We start from the raw sequence: 18,768 nt of genomic DNA, 5'->3' as shown, positions 1-18,768 counted from the left end.
GTTGAATGGCATGTTTTCTTACCTCTTCGAGGATGCTGTTTGGGCATGAAAACCTACGTTAAGACCGCATTTTACCACTGGTTATTGGTCAAATTGTCCCAACCAATGGTCAATCAACTTGCGGGCAAGACTAAGTTTTTCGGGAATTTGTGGCAGTTTGTTGCGATGAAACCATCCGCCTGCCGACAATTCTTCTTCTTGTAAGCGAAGGTTTCCGCCTTTATATCGCGCCGTAAAACCAACCATCAGCCCAATGGGGTAGGGCCAAGGCTGACTGCCGAAGTAGCGCAGCGAATCTATTTCCAACCCAGTTTCTTCTCTCACCTCACGCACTACGGCCTCTTCGAGCGATTCGCCTGTCTCTACAAAGCCTGCTATCAGGCCATAGAAGTTGCCTTTAAAGTTCTTGGCATGCACCAACAACACCTCGTCGCCCTTATATATCAACACAATAATAGCCGTAGCCAATTGTGGCCAGACTTCGTTTCCACAGCTTGTGCAGCGTTTAGAAATGTTGGTGTGCAACTTCATCGCACCGGCACATAAGCCACAGAACTTTGTTTGTGCATCCCAATAATTTATCTCGCGGCACTTCCCTGCGATGAGATAGAGGTTGTTTGGGAGTTTATAATACGACTGCCTTAAATCGCAGAAGGTATAAGTGGCGGGAATGGTTGTTGCATCGTCTATTGCGTACGTCTTTACGGCAATTCCTTCGGGTGTGCATTCCATCTCATGTACATTCTGTTGTGCATTGAAGGTTGTTGGCGGATTGTCTGATAAGGGAATGCCGAACGTATGGTCATCAAGCTGTTCGAGCAGCAGGTCCGATTGCTTAAATACAAACCACAGGCTTTTCATTGGCTTTCAATTAAAGGGCAAACCCTGCAAGCGTACACACAAAGCATGCGGCATTTGCAGTACGCTTGTGGGGTTTGCCTATATATAATAATGTGTAAGACTCGTTTTTAATGTTTCGTTTTAATTACCGAAAATCAGTTTCCTGTCTCGCTCAATGGCTGGCTTAGTCCATTCTTCTGGCACGAACTTCCAATTGTTATGTGCCTGCGGATTCATCACGCCAGCCTTCTCTATCTCGTTCATCAGGTAGAAACGTTGGTCTTTCTCGCTCTCAAACACAATTCTGCTCTTCAATTCTGCACGTGGAATGCCTGCCCCTTTGGTAAGCAATTCGCCACCGCCATTGCCTCGATAGCTGTTCATCGCCACCTTATACCAGCGGTTTTCGTCGAACGGCGTACCGTCGGCCATGCTCAATATCCTCACCTTTTGTCCATCGGGCTTGGTTACATCCACCTCGTAGATGATGCCGGCCGCACTATCGAAGTTAAATGCCAGGTTCTTAAAGCCAAACCGTTGACGGTCTTGCTTGGCCCATTCGCTTATCTGCATAATGTGGTCGTCGGGCGATTTCATCGTATTTACCCACAGGTCGTAACTCATTTCCAAATGGTTGCGTATCTCTTTGCCCGTCATTTTAAGCACATATATTTGATTTTCGTATTTATATAGGTTGAACATGTCGCTCACATACACGTCGCCCTTGTTGATACGTGCGTCAAACGATAGCGGAGCATTAAACGAAATGTCGGCTCCCGTTATCTTTAATTGCAGGTCGTGAATAAAGTCGGTGAAGGCTGCACTGCCAAAATAGCAGTCGCGCGTGTAAATCGTGCTTTCAAAGCGCCCTATCTTCCTGTTCACAAAAGCGTTCACACTATCAATGTCGGCTTTGAAGTGTTGCACATACTTCTCGTCAATGGGCTGCCCTGTGATGTCTATCACGTCGCCCGTTATTTTCTTGCTCACCACCTTGCCCTTTGCCTTGCGTATGTTGATAGTAGCGTCGCTCACCATGTAAGCATCGCACGATGGGTCGAGGCACAGCACGTCTTTGCCTGCATTGCTCTTTACCCAACCAGCGTAACGGGTGTGGTCGTGTCCGAAAAGAATGATGTCGAACCCCTCCACTTCGCGTGCTACCGTCAGCGAAGCGTCCTCATCATACTCTGGTGTGTGTATTCCGCCTTCGCGCCCACTATGGAAAAGGCCGATAATAACATCGGGTTTTTCTTTTGTTTGGATGTGTTTCACCCAATACTTGGCCGATTTAACCATGTTGTCGAACCGCAAACCCGTCCACAAACTCTCCTTTAACCAATTGGGGATGGCTGGCGTTAGCAATCCCAGTACGGCCACCTTCACACCATCGCGCTTAATGATGGTATAAGGATGAACATAGGGCTTGTTTGTTCGGGTGTCGATGATGTTGGCTCCCAAGATAGGGCACTTTACCTCTTTAATCCATTTATCATATACGGGATGCCCCGTTTCGATGTCGTGGTTGCCCACCGTTTGCGCGTCATACTGCATGTAGTTCACCACTGATGCGGCCAAGTTGGGCATCGTGGGCTTAACAAAGTTGCAATAATAACATGTGGGTTGACCTTGAAGAATGTCGCCGTTGTCGAGCAAGATAACGTTCTTGCCATACTTCTTGCGCATTTCGTTTACATACGAACTCACTCTGGCCAACGAACCTTTCTTGTCGCGGCGGTTAATAAAGTCGTAAGGAAAGAAACTTCCGTGTACGTCGCTCGTCTGTATTACCTTGATTTCTACATTCTGAGCCTGCGTATATTGGGAAAGACTTAAACCTGTTAGGAGCATAAATAATACTTTTCTCATCTGTTTAAACATTTATAGCCGAACTGCAAAAGTACAAAATCTAATTAAAATACCCTACGAACGGGGCATAAATGTTCACACATAAGAAGTGCAAAAGGTCTCATTTGTTAAAAGACAACTATGAAAAACACCTGAGCGGAACGCAGTTGGAAAGTTGCTGAGTGCCTCGACGAGACAAAAGATTTCAGTAACAACATTAAAGAGAAAGAGGGAACGAAATCTCCACGAGCTTAATCAACTTTGTGTTGTGCACGAAATATCATCAATTGGAGGAGACGGGGTGTACTGCACAACAGCCACAATATATTCGTCGCCGTCTGTGTCGATGAACGTCGCGTTATAACCCAACGGCTGCCAAAGCTCGTTGAGTGCGTTGCACCAATGAGGTATATCTGCTTGTTCATCAAAGTGTTCCTGCGGCACGGGCAAGTTATTTGCCTGCGCCCTTCTCAGGTCTGTCATCTGACCTACAAACTCTTCCAGACCCTCTTTCCAGTCAAACATAGCAATGACTTCTGCCTCTGCCAACACGAACAGCAGCCCCTCGCTACACAACACGTCTGGCTGGTCATGATACATATCCCATATATCGACATACGCGTCATTGTACCACCCGTCACGCGTAATCTGTGCTGAATAAAAAGCTTCGGGCGATTCAAGAAGTTCCTCGACAGTCTGCATCACGTCCGCTTCTTCGCCAGCAAGCATTTTCGCAAGTTCACGTAACGAATCTTTATCCGTAGGTAAATTTACCTGTGGCACAAACGGTAACGGTTTCGTATCTGGTGCCGCAGAGGGGAGAAACGGGCCAAGCAATGGGAAACCGAAAAACAGTGCACCCAACACGCAAATTATGCCCTTAACCCACGCGCCCTGCTGGAACATGTTAACGGCCATTGTGCTGCCCAAGACAACAAAGGCGATAAAGACCAGCATGATACACCCTTCCGTCAGTTTTTCTTTCATATCGTTCTCTGTTTAAAAGTTCATATCAACAAGGCTTTGCAATGTCAATGTCGTTTCCATATCTCTGGCACACCATCAACTGCCGAACAAAATGAACTCATCGCACTTGCCCACTGCAAAGATAGGATTAATTTTTGACATTGGGTTATATTGCCGTGCCATAAACGTCGTATCGATTTACCATGTGCGCGGCAAGAGGCCTGTTCTTCGCATGCTATATGCATGATAAGCTTGATTGTTGGCCAACTTATAAGCTAAGGAGGTGATGTCTGGCCCCAAATTATAGTTTCCAAATAAGTTGCAAGTCGGCATCTGCCTGGTCTTTCTGTGTGGTGGAATGGTCGTTAGGTCTAGCCTTCGGAATATAAAAGCGGTGCGTATAACCCAATTTAGCCAAGAGCAGCAGGTGGCTGTTTATCGCCACTCTTCCCAATAATGCAGCCCGATAGCCCCTGCCAAAGAACGAGGGAAAAAGGAAATTATAACGCAATCCACGTTCGTAGGTATAAATTCTTGTGTCGAAACTGTTCGTGTTGAAATAGCCAACAACAGCATCTAGCTTTGTTTTGACCGATTGCCAGCCACCGCAAAGGCTAGTCATCCATCCGCTTTTAAGACCATTACCTTGTATCATTACGCCGTCGGCCTGTATCTTGGCATGCCAATTATCAGCAGTTAGGCAGTAGGCCAGTCGGCAACGGTTCTCCTTCTTGTCGATAACCTGATGGCTACCAGCCGCATTCTCTTGTTTAACTTTAAACCGATAACGTGCTGTCCAGGTTGCATTTCCGCGTGCAAAAGTAGCGGTAAGCATGTTGTCCCACGCTGTCGATGCGGTAGACACCCGATAACGGGGTTGCGGAAAATAAGCATAATCGCTATAAGCACTTACCAACCAACCTTGTGCCGGCTGCCAATTAGTACCAACGTACAAGCCGCTTTCATTGTTTACGCGTCCTCCTTCGCTAAAACTCTGCGCCAAAAGTGCTTGATAACGATAGGAATAAAAACGCTGAACAAGCCTTAAATCCAATCTCGACGATAGGCAGACGGTGGCCATATTAATGGTGGCAAATGCCTGATTTTTGTCTATTGCCGTTTCGCCTGCTATCGTTAGCCGCCTGCTTAGATAGCCATAATCAATGCCCACATTATAGAATTGTCGGCCACGGGCTGCATATTTGCGAAACCTTTGTGCCGTGTCGGGGTGCAGTTCGTGGTTAAATTCGGTGTATAATGCCGTTAACCCAAAGTGAAACCCATTGCGTAAGAAGTTTAAGTTAGAACCTACCAAACCTTGCAAGGCGTTGTGTTTGTGTGCCAGTTCGGTTTTGGTGCGGTGATAGCCTGTTTTCAATATCGTTTTTATTGCGTTTCCGTCTTTTGTAGGTGTTGTGTCGATATGCCTATACGAACCAAATAGCGATAGGTCTAGACCCTTAGCGAGGTTCACTGTGGCCGCTGCGCCTTGCAAATAATTACCTTCCGACCGTGAAGAATGCCCCCGAACATGCCCCGTTGTTCTACCTAATGTGGCTAGCGAGGCTTGCTTACCAAAGCCATAATCGTTGTTTATCACCAAGCCCATGCCGAAACGAAGGCGATAACGTCCCACAGTAGCAGCCTTAATTCTGCCAAGTTTGCGCACCAACAGATAGAAAGAATAAAAGTCGTAGCCCCCTTTGTTGCGATTACTAAAAAAAGGTTCGCCAGCATCTTGCGATGCCAATAGTCCTGCCTTGACGTATTCGCCAAGGTGAAAATCATATCTTAGCCAATGCCGAACATCGTAACCCAAATGCTTTTTGCTTGCAGACGACTCCCCCGTTAAGGGAAATTTCACTTCGCCCGCCACTTCGTGTTTGCCATACTTGATGATGTTGCGTAGGGTGGGGAAGGTTTGACGTTTGTCTTCGTCCACGTAAACAAAGCATTGCAACAACAGTCGCGTATCATAATCAATAGTTTCTATCAACGCCAACTCGGAAAGCGAGCGCACGGGTGCATAGTGATAAAGGTATTCGCAGATGCCTTCCACCTGCTGTGCCGAGAGAAAAGGCAGGCGTTCTAGGTCTTCGCGCGTGGCGGTATTTAGGTTTAAGGGATGTGTTTGCAAGTCGGATAAGGTTTCATACGCATCGGCGTTGGTCTCTTCCATCTGCTCGTTGTTCTCCAACCACCGCTGATAATATTCCTCCCATCTTGTTTCGTCTTGTGCCGCCGATGGGAGAAAGCATGTCATAACAAGCAAAAATGCCACATAACGTATCTTCATGGATAGATTAAGTTGAATGTTTTTACAAAGTTAAGCATAAAGGTTTGAAATGTGCGCAAAATAAGTTGATTTTTCGTTATCATGCATATTTTACCTTGATTAGTGAGGAAAAACCAAGGGCAATAACTATTATTGCGCACACCCTTTATCCTCAATCTGCTCGTAAAATTTCGCTTTCAAACTATATTTCAGTCATTTCTTTTTGTTAAATATGGTTCTATTATTTTACAAAACATACTCTGTGTGGCACATCATTCTAGAAGAAACAAATGCTCTTAAGCATACATTTTGCCTCTATTTTCAGTTTTGTCGAATCCTTTTTCGGTCCATTTTTAAGCATGTTGCCTTCATTTTGCACCATTTTGCCTTTCTAGTTTGGGTGCAGGTTCGTAATTTTTCAAGCCCAATTACCCACTTTTAGCCCTAAAAACCCCACTTTTTAATGCCTATTTTGCCCCTTTGAGCCATGTTTTTAATGGCTCTAAAAGGTTTTGTTTATACCATTTCGTTGTATTTTTATGCTTTTTGGCTCACATTTAGCAGCATTTTGCACTGCGTTTAGCGGCATTTTACCTTGCATTTAGCATCAAAACGCACTGCATTTAGCACCAAAACGCATTGCGTTTAGCACCAAAATGCACTGCGTTTTGCGGCATATTGCACTGCGTTTAGCACCAAAACGCACCGTGTTTAGCACCAAAATGCACTGAATTGACCAGCAAATAGCCCCAAATGTGGTGCCAATTGTGGTTTTATGCAATCTGCATTCATTATGCCAACACTTTCAACTCACCCCTTTTTACATCATAATCAACCTTCGCGAGAATTGAAAATTTGCGGCCAAATGAGCGACTGGTGGCAAAAAACTCACTCATAATGTTAAAATTTATACTAAAAAGATTACAAGGGCTAACGAGTGTACGAGCTAACAAGATTACGAGTTAACAAGTTAATTACTTAATAGCCCCAGCCATTTTTTCACCTTTTCACCCTTTCACCCTTTCACCTTTAAACGGCGCAGCCATCTTTTCACCTTTTCACTTTTTTACCCTTTCACCTTTAAACCACCCTTTCACCTTTAAACGGCGCAGCCATTTTTTCACCTTTTCACTTTTTCACCCTTTCACCTTTAAACCACTTTTTCACCTTTAATTTCAGTGTTTTTTCATTGATTTTCGCTAACTTTGCCAATAATGAAAATGCGGCATGTAATCATTGTTTGCGGTATGTGCATTGGCGTTTCGGCCCAAAGCAAGACTTGGACAGCAACAGACACCCTGTTGCTGAACCGCATTTATCGCTACGCCGACAGTTGTTACGCACGCCCCATCGACACCACCTACTATTCGTACACACGTTATACCATCGACATTCGCCGTAAAAACATCGTGTTAATGGCCGTGCCAAACCTGTTCGATTTGGCTCGAAGTGGCAAACGACACTTTATGGGCGAGAGTATAAGAAGGCATACGTATAACAAAAATGCGGGGCACAACACGCAAACACTGGTTTCGTACACCACACTTCCTCATAGCGAAAACATCCTTCCGCCGGCCATTAAGTATCTTTCGCCAAAGCTTTACGATGTAACATTGGTAGACAAGTTTCTCTTGTCGCCCTTCAATAGGCACAACAAAATGTTTTACCAATTAAGGTTTTTGTCGCAAACAGACAGTCTTGTGTTGCTAAGTTTCAAGCCCAAGGTAGACAATACGCAGCTGGTTAAGGGCAATGCCATCATTGATAAGCATACAGGTAGGGTGATAACCTGCCATGCCGAAGGTGAATACGACATGCTGCGCTTTGAGCTAGACACCGACACGGGCGACAAAGAACACGACAAACTTGCGGTGAAAAGCTGCATCTTGCGCACCACCTTTAAGTTTATGGGCAACCAAATGGCGGCCACTTACCGCGTTAACTACGACCTTTCGCCCATAGACAGCGCGAAAGTGTACCCCAACAAGCCCGCGTTCACCATTAATTTGCTACGCAAGGATAGCCTTACACGCATTGAAAGAGAAATATTTAAGCCCGTATTTCTGGCTGACATACGCCAAGACACGGTGAGAACCCAACCCGATAGGCCACGTGGCATGTTCTGGCGCAAGCTTGGCGACTATTTGGTAGACCGCATTGGCAGCGACTTTGGTAAGTCTAATCAAGGTTATTTCCGCCTAAACGCCCCCTTCGATCCCTTTTATATGGAGTATTCGCCCAGTCGTGGGTTTACTTATATGAACGATTTTAGGTTGGGTTACACATTCAGTCCGCGCACATCATTGTTCGTTCAGTTTAAGGCAGGATATTTCTTTCGCGAGAAACGCGTTACGTTTTATGCGCCATTGGTGTTTTATTACAACCGCGAGCGCAACTTTTACTCCCGGCTAGAGTTGAGTACAGGCAACCGAATATACAGTTCCACCATCGCCGAACGCGTGTCGGAGTCGCTATTAAACAAGCTTTTCGACATGGGCAAGGACCTATACCAGTTTACCGACCGCTATATGAAGTTCGATACCAATATCGACTTCTCCTCAAAATGGGGGTTGCGTGTTGGCTTCGTGTTCCACAAACGCAAACCATTAGACCCCTCGGCCTTCGAGTTGTTGTCCCTCCCTGTGGTCTTTCGGTCTTTCGCCCCTTCCTTCGAACTGTCTATACGCCCTTGGGGATGGGCTGGACCGATATTTACCATCGACTACGAGCGTAGCTTGCCCCATGCGTTTAAGTCGAACATCTCTTACGAACGATGGGAAATAGATGGGCAATACCTTCTTCGCCTGTCCCGACTTCGCGCCCTATCCATGCGCCTTGGCACAGGGTTTTATACGCAAAAGGGACGTTCTTCTTACTTCCTAGACTACTCCAACTTTCGCGAGAACACCATCCCAGGAGGGTGGAACGATGGTTGGACGGGCGAATTCGAACTGCTTAACGCAAGCTGGTACAATGCCTCGAACTATTATGTGCGCGGTAATTTCACTTACGAAACACCGTTATTGGCCGTGAGTTGGCTGCCCTTGGTGGGGCATTACATAGAAATGGAACGCATCTATGTAAGTGCACTGAGCGTTAAATCCTTGCACCCATACCTTGAATGCGGCTACGGCTTTACCACAAGGCTTTTTAGTATTGGTGCATTTGTCTCCAATCGTAACTGGAAATTCGATGGCTTTGGCTTGAAATTCGGATTTGAACTGTTCCGACATTGGTAGAAAAAACATCGCAAACTTTATATTCCCAAGAAACCATATAACACTATGCATCATACCCCATTAACCGTTTATAAGGCAAGCGCAGGTAGCGGAAAGACGTTCACTTTGGCCGTGAACTACATCAAGATACTGCTGAACAATCCGCATAGCTACCGAAACATACTTGCTGTTACCTTTACCAACAAGGCCACCGAAGAGATGAAGTTGCGCATTTTGAGCCAACTTTATGGCATTTGGAAACTTTTACCCAGTTCGAAAGGCTACCTAGACAAGATTACGAACGAACTAGGCATCAGTCCAGAGTATGCCTCGCAACAGGCAGGAACGGCTTTGAGCAACCTGTTACACAATTACAACTATTTTAGAGTTGAAACCATCGACACCTTTTTCCAAGCTGTTTTGCGAAACCTTGCACGTGAATTGGATCTCACCGCTAACTTGCATGTGGGCTTGAATGATAGTCAGGTGGAACAACAAGCCGTAGATAAGCTGATAGAAGATCTTAGTCCTAACAGCAAGGTGCTGAAATGGATAATGGAATACATCCAACAGAACATCGCCGACGATAAGAGTTGGAATGTGATTGGGCAGATAAAACGTTTTGGCGAAAACATCTTTAAGGATGTTTACAAAGACAATAGAAAACAATTGAGCGCACTAATGGCCAACGAAGAGGCGTTTGACAGTTACGTTAAAACCATGAGGGCATTGTCAAAAGCGGCCGAACACAAACTTGTTGGCATTGGCGAAGGGTTTGAACAGCTGTTGGAAGAAAACCAATTGTCGGTTGCCGACTTTGCTTATAAGGATAAGGGCGTTTGCGGTTACTTCATGAAGTTGAAGAATGGGCAGGTAGAAGACGATAAGCTGCTAACCAAGCGTGTGCTCGACGCCCTTGAAGACCCCAACGCCTGGGTGGGAAAGAAAGAGCAAAACGGCGATGGACATGCGCTAACCGTGGTGAGAGGCGTGCTGTTCGACTATCTGAACAACTCGGAAAAGCTGCGTAAGGAGCAGGCAAAACTGCTTAAATCGGCCAAGCTTACCTTGCGCCACCTGGACCAGCTGCGCCTTTTGGACAAGATAGAAACGCAGGTGCGCGAATTAAACGAGCAGTCGAACCGCTTTTTGTTGAGCGACACGCAAACCCTTTTGCACGCCCTGATACACGATAGCGACTCGCCTTTTATCTTCGAGAAGATAGGAACACAACTCGAACACATCATGATTGACGAGTTTCAGGATACAAGCACGGTGCAATGGGCCAACTTTAAGGTGCTTTTGCAAGAGTGTATGAGTCACAACCAATCGCAAAGCTTGATTGTGGGCGACGTAAAACAGAGCATATACAGATGGCGTTCGGGCGACTGGCGATTGCTGAACGAGATTGAAAAGCAATTTGCAGGCTCGCCACATGCCTTTAAAATTGAGCGAATGACGACCAACTATCGCTCGGAACGCAACATCGTTGACTTTAACAATGCCTTTTTCGAGGCGGCATGTGCCATAGAACAGCGCGAGTTGGAGGGGAAAAGTCCAACGGGAGCGCAGCAAATGCAGGTGGCTTATCAAGACGTGAAACAGCTGGTGCCCACTAGTAAGGAGCCGAAGGGTAGGGTTGAGGTATGCCTTCTTGATAAAGAAAACTGCGAACAGCGTATGCTGGCCAAGGTATGCCACACGATAAAGACGCTGTTGGAGCAAGGAGCAAGGGCTAAAGATGTGGCCATATTGGTAAGAAACAACAATTCTATCGCGCTCATTGCCGGCTATATGATGGTGCATTTGCCCGAAGTGCGATTGGTTTCGGACGAAGGGTTTAAGCTGCAAGCCTCTATTGCCGTGCAGATTATCATGGGTGCGCTGCGCGTTTTGGCCAATCCTGCCGACCGTTTGCTGCAAGCTAACCTTGCCACCACTTATCAAACGCACATCTTGGGCAATGCCATTGGCGACCGCGAAATGCTTAAACGCGATGCCGATGTGGCCAGTTTTCTGCCCAACAAGTTTTGGAACAACCACCAACAACTAATGGCCATGCCCATATTCAACATCGTTGAAGAGGTGTATCAGGCTTTTCAGCTAGAACGATTGTCGGAACAAAGTGCTTACATCTGCACCTTCTACGATAGGCTGAACAAGTTTTTGGTGGACAATTCGGCCGACCTAAACGCTGTAATCGACGAATGGGAGAACGACATGAAGGACCGTGCCATACAGAGTGACGAACTTAACGGCGTGCGGTTACTTACCATTCATAAGAGTAAAGGACTGGAATTTGCCCATACCATCGTGCCTTTCTGCGACTGGCAGTTGGAGAGAACGGGCGGAACGCTATGGTGTCAGCCCGACGAACCGCCGTTCAACGCTTTGCCGCTGGTGCCCGTAGACCTCTATCCCAAACAATTAATGGGGTCGGTTTACGAGAAAGACTACCTGCACGAGCATCTACAAACGATGGTAGACAACATGAACTTGCTGTATGTGGCGTTCACAAGGGCTGGCCGAAACCTCTTTGTGATGGGCGAAAAAGACAAAGCGGGCAGCCGTTCTGCTGTTATTGGGCAATGTATTGAACAGCTAATGGGCATGTTGCCAGGCAGTACGCTTGAAACAACAGCCGAAGAAGACTTGGAATTTAAGTACGGAACCTTATCCATAGACACAGCGGAGGAGAAGGCGAAAAGCACATCCGACAATGTATTTAACACCATTCCATCGCCCTTTACCTTTGATGTGAAGGTGTACGAGAGCAAAGCCCTGTTCTTACAAAGCAACAAGAGTTCGGACTTTATCGGTGGAGAAGACGACAACGCTCAACAAAACAACTACATCAAACTGGGCCGTGTGCTGCACGCGGTGTTTGCACAAATACGTACATTAGCCGATGTACCGAACGTGTTAAGGCAGTTGGAACAAGACGGTGTGATATACGATAGCAACCTAACCAAAGAAAAATTGATAGAGATGCTGAACAAACGCTTTGCCGATAAGCGCGTAAAGGAATGGTTCTCGGACGGTTGGCAACTGTTTAACGAATGTTCCATACTATCGGTAGACCCCGTTACCAACGCAGTTGTTACGCACCGACCCGACCGCGTGATAACAAACGGCGAGGAAATGCGGGTTATCGACTTTAAGTTTGGCAAGCCCAAGGAAGAACACCACGCACAAGTGGCCAGCTATATGGCTTTACTAGAAACGATGGGATATAAGCGCGTAAGCGGCTACCTGTGGTATGTTTACAGTAATAAGATTGAGGAAGTGAAATGAGAAAGACCTTTTTAGAATATGTTGCCGAAGACTTGTTGAAGAAATTTGGCACAGACCTGTCGCGCGTTACGCTTGTTTTCCCTAACAAACGCGCATCCTTATTCCTTAACGAGCATTTGGCACGTATGGCAGATGGGCCGTTATGGAGTCCCGTTTATACCACAATCAGTCAGCTTTTTCGTGATAGGAGTGCACGAATAGTGGCCGACGACATCAAGCTGGTATGCGACCTCTATCGCATTTACGTTCAATGCACAGGCTCGACCGAAACACTCGACCACTTTTATGGTTGGGGAATGCTGATGCTAAGCGACTTCGACGACATAGACAAGAACCTGGCCGATGCCGCAGACGTGTTTAGAAACCTGAGCAACATTCACGAACTGGACGACGTTTCGTACCTAACCGGCGAGCAACGAGAGGCGCTGAAACGCTTTTTCAGTAACTTCTCTGACGATTATAACTCGGAGTTGAAGAAACGTTTCTTGCAGTTATGGCAAAATTTTGGCGACATATATAATAGGTATAACGCCCATCTGCAAGCAGAAGGGCTAGCCTACGAGGGTGCACTTTATCGCGAAGTGGCTTGTAACGAGAACGTGAGTTTCGATGCGGATGTTTATGTTTTTGTGGGTTTCAACATGTTACAGAAGGTAGAACAGAAACTGTTTGCCCGACTGGAAAAGGCTGGTAAGGCCAAATTTTATTGGGATTTCGACCGCTATTATATGGAAGGAGTCAACAATGAGGCTGGACATTACATCCGTCAATACCTCAATGCCTTCCCCAACGAGTTGTTTAACCGCGATGAAGAGATATACAACAACTTCTGCCAAGAGAAAAAAATGCAGTTCGTGTCGGCCTCCACAGAAACCATTCAGGCTCGTTTTGTGGGTCATTGGCTGCAAAACGACACCTTTGTGCAGGCAGGACGAAAGACGGCTGTGGTGTTGTGCGACGAGAACTTGCTGCAAACCGTGGTGCATAGCTTGCCACCACAGGTTGAGAGCGTGAACATCACCACGGGCTTTCCCCTGGCGCAGTCGCCAGTCTTTTCGTTTGTCAATGCGCTCATCGCCTTGCAAACCGCCGGCTACACCAGAAGTTCGGGGCGTTATAGGCTGCAATATGTGCGGCCAGTGCTTAGGCATCCGTATGGGCTTTTCCTCTCGGAGAATTGCAGTAAACTGCTGGCCACGCTCGAAGAACATCACACCTATTATCCGTTAAGGCAAGACTTGGCCACGGATGAAGGCTTAACCTTGCTGTTTGCAGACTTAGAAGAGGGCGTTGCCGACGTGCAAGCGTATCATGCCAGACTGGTGGAATGGATGTTGCAACTGCTGAAATGTGTAGGCACAAGCACGCAAGAAACCAACGACCACCTAATGAAAGAGGCCATATATAGGATGTACACCTTGTTTAACCGCTTGCACGAGTTGATTATTTCGGGCGACCTCTCGGTGGATTTGATAACCTTGCTGCGATTGATCACACAGTTGGTGCAGGCCACCTGCATTCCTTTCCACGGCGAACCTGTTGTAGGTTTGCAAGTAATGGGTGTGTTAGAAACCCGTAACTTGGATTTCGACAACATTCTGTTGCTGTCGTGCAACGAAGGCAACATGCCCAAAGGCGTTAACGATGCCTCGTTTATTCCTTATTCGATACGCAAGGCACACGGACTTACAACCATAGACCACAAGGTGGCTATCTATTCTTATTACTTCCACCGACTGTTGCAACGGGCAAAGAACGTCACGATATTATATAACAATTCAACCGAAGACGGACACACGGGCGAGATGAGTCGCTTTATGTTACAGATGCTTGTTGAGAGCGGTCATCAGATAGAACGACTGTCGTTGCAAGCCGGACAAATGCCCAATGTGTTGCAGCCGCATGCCGTTAAGAAAACGCAAAGCATCATGGAAGAGATGCTGAAACTTGAAAAGCTGTCGCCAACGGCCATCAATCGCTACTTGCGTTGTCAGCTACTGTTTTTCTATAACATCGTGGCAGGATTGAAAGAAAGTGACGATGAAACCGACGATATTGACAACAGAACCTTTGGCAACATCTTCCATAAAAGCTCACAACTGATTTACGAGCAGCTGATGGATGCCAATTCGGCCGTTAGCGATCGCGCCATTAAAGATTTTCTTGCGGACAAGTCGGCCTTACAGCGCGTTGTGGATAGGGCGTTTAACGAAGAATTGTTTAAGGTATCTAACACCAATCAGCGACCAGAATACAATGGTTTGCAGCTGATTAATCGCGGAGTGATTATCTCTTACTTGAAGAAACTGTTGCAGATGGACCTCGCCTTGACACCTTTTCGCATACTGGCAATGGAAAAGCAGGTGTATAACGACGTGCTTTTTCATGTAGACGGCAAGCAACACCCCTTGAAAATAGGTGGTTATGTAGACCGATTGGACGAAGTGGACGAGGGTATGGGGAAGGTAATCCGCGTGGTGGACTACAAGACAGGGCGGAAACCACAGATGGGAGTTGCCACTTTTGAGGACATATTCTCGGGCGAAAAGGTGACCAAGAACCACGCCGACTATTTCTTTCAGACATTCCTTTACGCCGCGATTGTGCGCGATTCGGCCTTTTGGAATGCGCAGAAACTGCCCGTTAGTCCTGCCTTGCTGTTTATTCAGCAGGCATCGACCGAAGAAAACGACCCCGTGTTGCGCCTAGGCAAAGAACGCGTAGACGATGTGGCCACATATCGCGATGAGTTTTGGGCGGGTTTGCAGTCGCTCTTGGAAGAAATTTTCGACAAAGATCGCCCGTTCGAACCCACCGAAGACAGGGAGCGATGCACGCGTTGCCCCTATCGGCAGGTGTGCTATCAATAAGAAAAGTTATTTTAGCCCAAATCAGTTGTTCTGCAAAAGGCAGCAAGACGGCCTTTAACAAACTGATTTGGGCTAGAATGTTTGAAGTGCGCTTAGTGGCGCAGGCTCTTATCTCTCCCTCATCGCCCGGCCGCTAAGGCAGACGGAGAGGTTGTGTGTATTGCAGTTGTCACTACTTTCCGATACATTCCTTCGTCAGTATCTCCTGCTCCATCGGCAAGCAGGAACATGGTTCGGGCAACTTCGTGGAGATACTTTACATGGGGTGTAGGCGATGTGTTTCCGTCCTTTACCTATGGTTTGTGTGTCTGTGAACTTGCTTTGCCCTCAGTACCATACAGCTCGTACAGATGTTTGCTGTTGTATGTGAGCGTGTGATAAAAGGCAATTACATACAAAACCTAATATCTTTGGCCATATATATGCGTGCACGAAGGCGTGAGAAAGGAGCATGGATGCAGGTTTTTGTACTTCATAATGTGCTAAAAGTTTTAACACAAACCCATATTTTAGGATGTGAATAGCGATTATTTTAGAGTGGTAGAAAATTCCGTTTATTTAGGTTTTGTTATTCATTCAATTTCCCTTACCTTTGCACTATCCAAACATAAGAAACCAATTTTATGGCAACGAACATATTCAAAGGACTGGGCATCGCCCTTGTGACACCATTTAAAACGGACGGATCGATAGACTATGCAGCATTGAAACGACTCATCGAATACCAAACGGACAATGGCGCCGACTTTCTTTGCATACTTGGCACCACAAGCGAGAGCCCTTGCTTGGATCAGGAAGAGCGTGCCGAAATTAAACGTTTCGTTGTTGAAGTAAACCAAGGAAGGCTGCCCGTGCTGATGGGTTGCGGCGGAAACAACACCAAGGCCGTGGTGAAAGAACTACAATCGTTCGACCTTCGCGGGGTAGATGGCATACTGAGCGTTTGTCCTTATTATAATAAGCCTTCGCAAGAGGGCCTTTATCGGCACTTCAAAATGATTGCCGACAATTGTCCGTTGCCCGTTGTGCTGTACAACGTACCAGGAAGAACCGGCATCAACTTAAAGTCTGAAACAACCGTTAGGCTAGCAAACGACTGCCGTAATATCGTAGCTGTAAAAGAGGCGGGCGGCAGTTTGGAGCAGGTGGACGAGATAATAAAGAACAAACCAGCCCACTTCGATGTGCTGAGTGGCGACGACGCGCTTACCTTCCCCATGATAGCTAGTGGTGCAGCAGGTGTTATCTCGGTTATCGGCAATGCCCTGCCGCGCGAGTTCTCGCGAATGATTCGCTTAGAGTTTAACGGCGAATACGAGCCAGCCCGCAAGATACACCACCGCTTTACCGAACTATATAGCTTGCTTTTCGTTGATGGAAATCCCGCAGGCGTTAAGGCCTTGTTGCACGAGATGGGTTTCATCGAGAACGAATTGCGCTTACCGCTCGTGCCAACACGTGTGGCAACGGTTCAGAAAATGGCTGCGATATTGCAAGAAATGCGCACCTAAGTGGACGAAAGGCAAGATGTTTCTGCCGCTTCACTTTTCATATATAGGTTGCGCAAAAGCAACATGCGGATTTTCCAATGGCTTACTTTAAGGTGGCGTTCAATGTTCAAGATGCGCGGAGTTTAAAGGCCAAACTGCAACATAGAACAGAGCCGAAACAGCTATTTTGTTGCATACGCTTTATAACGTTTCTTTAATTCTTGTGCATATCGTTTTTTTATCGTACATTTGCAGTTTAGGAAAAAGAGACCAGCGTATTGCCAATGGCATCTAGGTTTCCATAACATACATATTGCGTTTATAAACAAATAAATTATAATCATTGTGACAGAGACTAAGTATATTTTCGTAACGGGTGGAGTAGTTTCTTCGCTAGGCAAAGGCATTATCTCCTCGTCTATAGGCAAACTCCTCCAAGCGAGAGGGTACAACATCACCATCCAAAAGTTCGACCCTTACATCAACATCGACCCCGGAACGCTCAATCCCTACGAACACGGCGAATGCTATGTCACAGTGGATGGGATGGAAACAGACCTCGACTTGGGGCACTACGAACGCTTTACAGACATCAAAACCACCAAGGCCAACTCGCTAACAACGGGTAGGATATACAAAGCGGTTATTGATAAGGAGCGAAGGGGCGACTACTTGGGAAAGACCATTCAAGTTGTTCCCCATATCACCGACGAAATTAAGCGTAACGTAAAGCTTTTAGGCGAGAAGTATCATTATGATTTTGTTATTACCGAGATTGGTGGAACGGTGGGCGATATCGAGTCTACACCTTTCCTCGAAGCCATCAGACAATTGAAATGGGAGTTGGGAAGGAAAGCCGTTTGTGTGCATCTTACCTACATTCCTTATCTGAAAGCCGCCCAAGAGCTTAAAACAAAACCCACACAGCATAGCGTTAAAGAACTGCAAAGCGTTGGAATACAGCCCGACGTGTTGGTTCTGCGCACCGAGAAAACGTTAAATGCAGGTATATTGAAGAAAGTTGCAGCTTTCTGTAACGTAGATTTAGACTGCGTTGTGCAAAGCGAAGACCTGCCAAGCATATACGAGGCTCCTGTAAGGATGCAAGAACAAGGGCTGGATGTGGCCATATTGAAACGGATGGGCGAGCCTATCGGCGAGAAACCTGCACTTGGCCCCTGGCGTAAGTTCTTGGAAAGACGCCGACAAGCCACCAGCGAGGTGAATATCGGTCTTGTTGGCAAGTATGATTTGCAGGATGCTTACAAGAGTATTCGTGAGAGTTTGTACCAAGCAGGCACGTATAACGACCACAAAACGGTGATCACGTTCATCAATTCGGAGAAGATTACGAAAGAGAATGTGGCCGAAAAACTGGCAGGCATGGACGGTATCGTTATCTGTCCGGGCTTTGGGCAGCGTGGCACAGAGGGCAAAATTATCGCCGCCCACTATGCTCGCACGAACGACATGCCCACTTTTGGCATTTGTCTGGGTATGCAAATGATGGTGATAGAGTTCGCTCGAAACGTGCTTGGCTACGAAGATGCCAACAGTAGAGAGATGGACGAGAAGACAGAACACAACGTTATCGACATTATGGAGGAACAAAAAAACATCACCAACATGGGCGGTACGATGCGTCTGGGAGCCTACGAATGCGTGTTGAAACAGACTTCGCGCGTGCTAGACATCTATAAACACGAACATATACAGGAAAGGCACCGCCACCGTTACGAGTTTAACAACGAGTATCAAAAGGAATACGAGCGTGCAGGAATGGCTTGTGTAGGCAAGAACCCCGAAAGCGACCTCGTTGAAATAGTGGAAATATCGGGCCTAAAATGGTATATCGGTACGCAATTCCATCCCGAATACCAAAGCACCGTGCTCAATCCGCACCCCCTCTTTGTAGATTTCGTTAAGACGGCAATAGCAAATAAAAAATAATTACAATATCTGATTAT

General features: G+C 46.6%; 9 protein-coding genes. 5 read left to right on the top strand and 4 right to left on the bottom strand.

Annotated features, from left to right (window positions below):
• Nucleotides 1–81: 81 nt before the first annotated feature.
• The 4 genes from nudC to HMPREF0670_RS03215 form a co-directional block, all read right to left on the bottom strand.
• Complete coding sequence (nudC, locus tag HMPREF0670_RS03230; protein ID WP_009229733.1) at nt 82–861, bottom strand: NAD(+) diphosphatase; 780 nt, start codon at nt 859–861, stop codon at nt 82–84.
• 120 nt (nt 862–981) lie between these two features.
• On the bottom strand, nt 982–2,721 hold the full coding sequence (locus HMPREF0670_RS03225; RefSeq protein ID WP_009229732.1) for a bifunctional metallophosphatase/5'-nucleotidase: 1,740 nt from the start codon (nt 2,719–2,721) through the stop codon (nt 982–984).
• Between the two features lie 222 nt (nt 2,722–2,943).
• Nucleotides 2,944–3,675, bottom strand: coding sequence for a DUF6630 family protein (locus HMPREF0670_RS03220; protein WP_009229731.1), 732 nt, complete (start codon nt 3,673–3,675; stop codon nt 2,944–2,946).
• Between the two features lie 280 nt (nt 3,676–3,955).
• Nucleotides 3,956–5,950 (bottom strand): helix-hairpin-helix domain-containing protein, encoded by a 1,995-nt coding sequence (locus HMPREF0670_RS03215; RefSeq protein WP_009229730.1) that lies wholly within the window; start codon nt 5,948–5,950, stop codon nt 3,956–3,958.
• A 1,199-nt stretch (nt 5,951–7,149) separates the two neighbouring features.
• Between HMPREF0670_RS03215 and HMPREF0670_RS03210 the strand changes: the two genes are divergently transcribed.
• The 5 genes from HMPREF0670_RS03210 to HMPREF0670_RS03190 all read left to right on the top strand — a co-directional run bounded on the left by HMPREF0670_RS03210 (nt 7,150) and on the right by HMPREF0670_RS03190 (nt 18,751).
• Entirely contained in the window at nt 7,150–9,168 is a 2,019-nt protein-coding gene (locus HMPREF0670_RS03210) for a DUF5686 family protein (RefSeq protein WP_232213849.1), read from the top strand.
• Nucleotides 9,169–9,213: 45 nt separating this feature from the next.
• Nucleotides 9,214–12,441 carry a UvrD-helicase domain-containing protein gene (locus HMPREF0670_RS03205; RefSeq protein WP_009229727.1) on the top strand — a complete coding sequence of 1,076 codons (3,228 nt, stop codon included), beginning with the start codon at nt 9,214–9,216 and terminating at the stop codon, nt 12,439–12,441.
• The gene (locus tag HMPREF0670_RS03200; protein WP_009229726.1) at nt 12,438–15,311 is read left to right on the top strand and encodes a PD-(D/E)XK nuclease family protein; all 2,874 of its coding nucleotides are present in this window, start codon (nt 12,438–12,440) and stop codon (nt 15,309–15,311) included. Before HMPREF0670_RS03205 ends, HMPREF0670_RS03200 begins: the two co-directional genes overlap by 4 nt.
• A 623-nt stretch (nt 15,312–15,934) precedes the next feature.
• Nucleotides 15,935–16,822, top strand: coding sequence for a 4-hydroxy-tetrahydrodipicolinate synthase (dapA, locus tag HMPREF0670_RS03195; RefSeq protein WP_009229724.1), 888 nt, complete (start codon nt 15,935–15,937; stop codon nt 16,820–16,822).
• A gap of 324 nt (nt 16,823–17,146) precedes the next feature.
• Nucleotides 17,147–18,751 carry a CTP synthase gene (locus HMPREF0670_RS03190; protein ID WP_009229723.1) on the top strand — a complete coding sequence of 535 codons (1,605 nt, stop codon included), beginning with the start codon at nt 17,147–17,149 and terminating at the stop codon, nt 18,749–18,751.
• Nucleotides 18,752–18,768 lie beyond the last annotated feature (17 nt).

The sequence above is a fragment of the Prevotella sp. oral taxon 317 str. F0108 genome (assembly GCF_000162415.1).
GTDB classification, from domain to species: Bacteria; Bacteroidota; Bacteroidia; order Bacteroidales; family Bacteroidaceae; genus Prevotella; species Prevotella conceptionensis.
This window is presented reverse-complemented; position numbering and strand designations above follow the sequence as displayed.

Bases quoted from the DNA above. Each gene is read 5' to 3' on its own strand.
- HMPREF0670_RS03225 (WP_009229732.1), bottom strand. From the start codon at position 2,721: ATGTTTAAACAGATGAGAAAAGTATTATTTATGCTCCTAACAGGTTTA.
- HMPREF0670_RS03210 (WP_232213849.1), top strand. From the start codon at position 7,150: ATGCGGCATGTAATCATTGTTTGCGGTATGTGCATTGGCGTTTCGGCC.
- nudC (WP_009229733.1), bottom strand. From the start codon at position 861: ATGAAAAGCCTGTGGTTTGTATTTAAGCAATCGGACCTGCTGCTCGAA.
- HMPREF0670_RS03215 (WP_009229730.1), bottom strand. From the start codon at position 5,950: ATGAAGATACGTTATGTGGCATTTTTGCTTGTTATGACATGCTTTCTC.
- HMPREF0670_RS03200 (WP_009229726.1), top strand. From the start codon at position 12,438: ATGAGAAAGACCTTTTTAGAATATGTTGCCGAAGACTTGTTGAAGAAA.
- HMPREF0670_RS03220 (WP_009229731.1), bottom strand. From the start codon at position 3,675: ATGAAAGAAAAACTGACGGAAGGGTGTATCATGCTGGTCTTTATCGCC.
- dapA (WP_009229724.1), top strand. From the start codon at position 15,935: ATGGCAACGAACATATTCAAAGGACTGGGCATCGCCCTTGTGACACCA.
- HMPREF0670_RS03205 (WP_009229727.1), top strand. From the start codon at position 9,214: ATGCATCATACCCCATTAACCGTTTATAAGGCAAGCGCAGGTAGCGGA.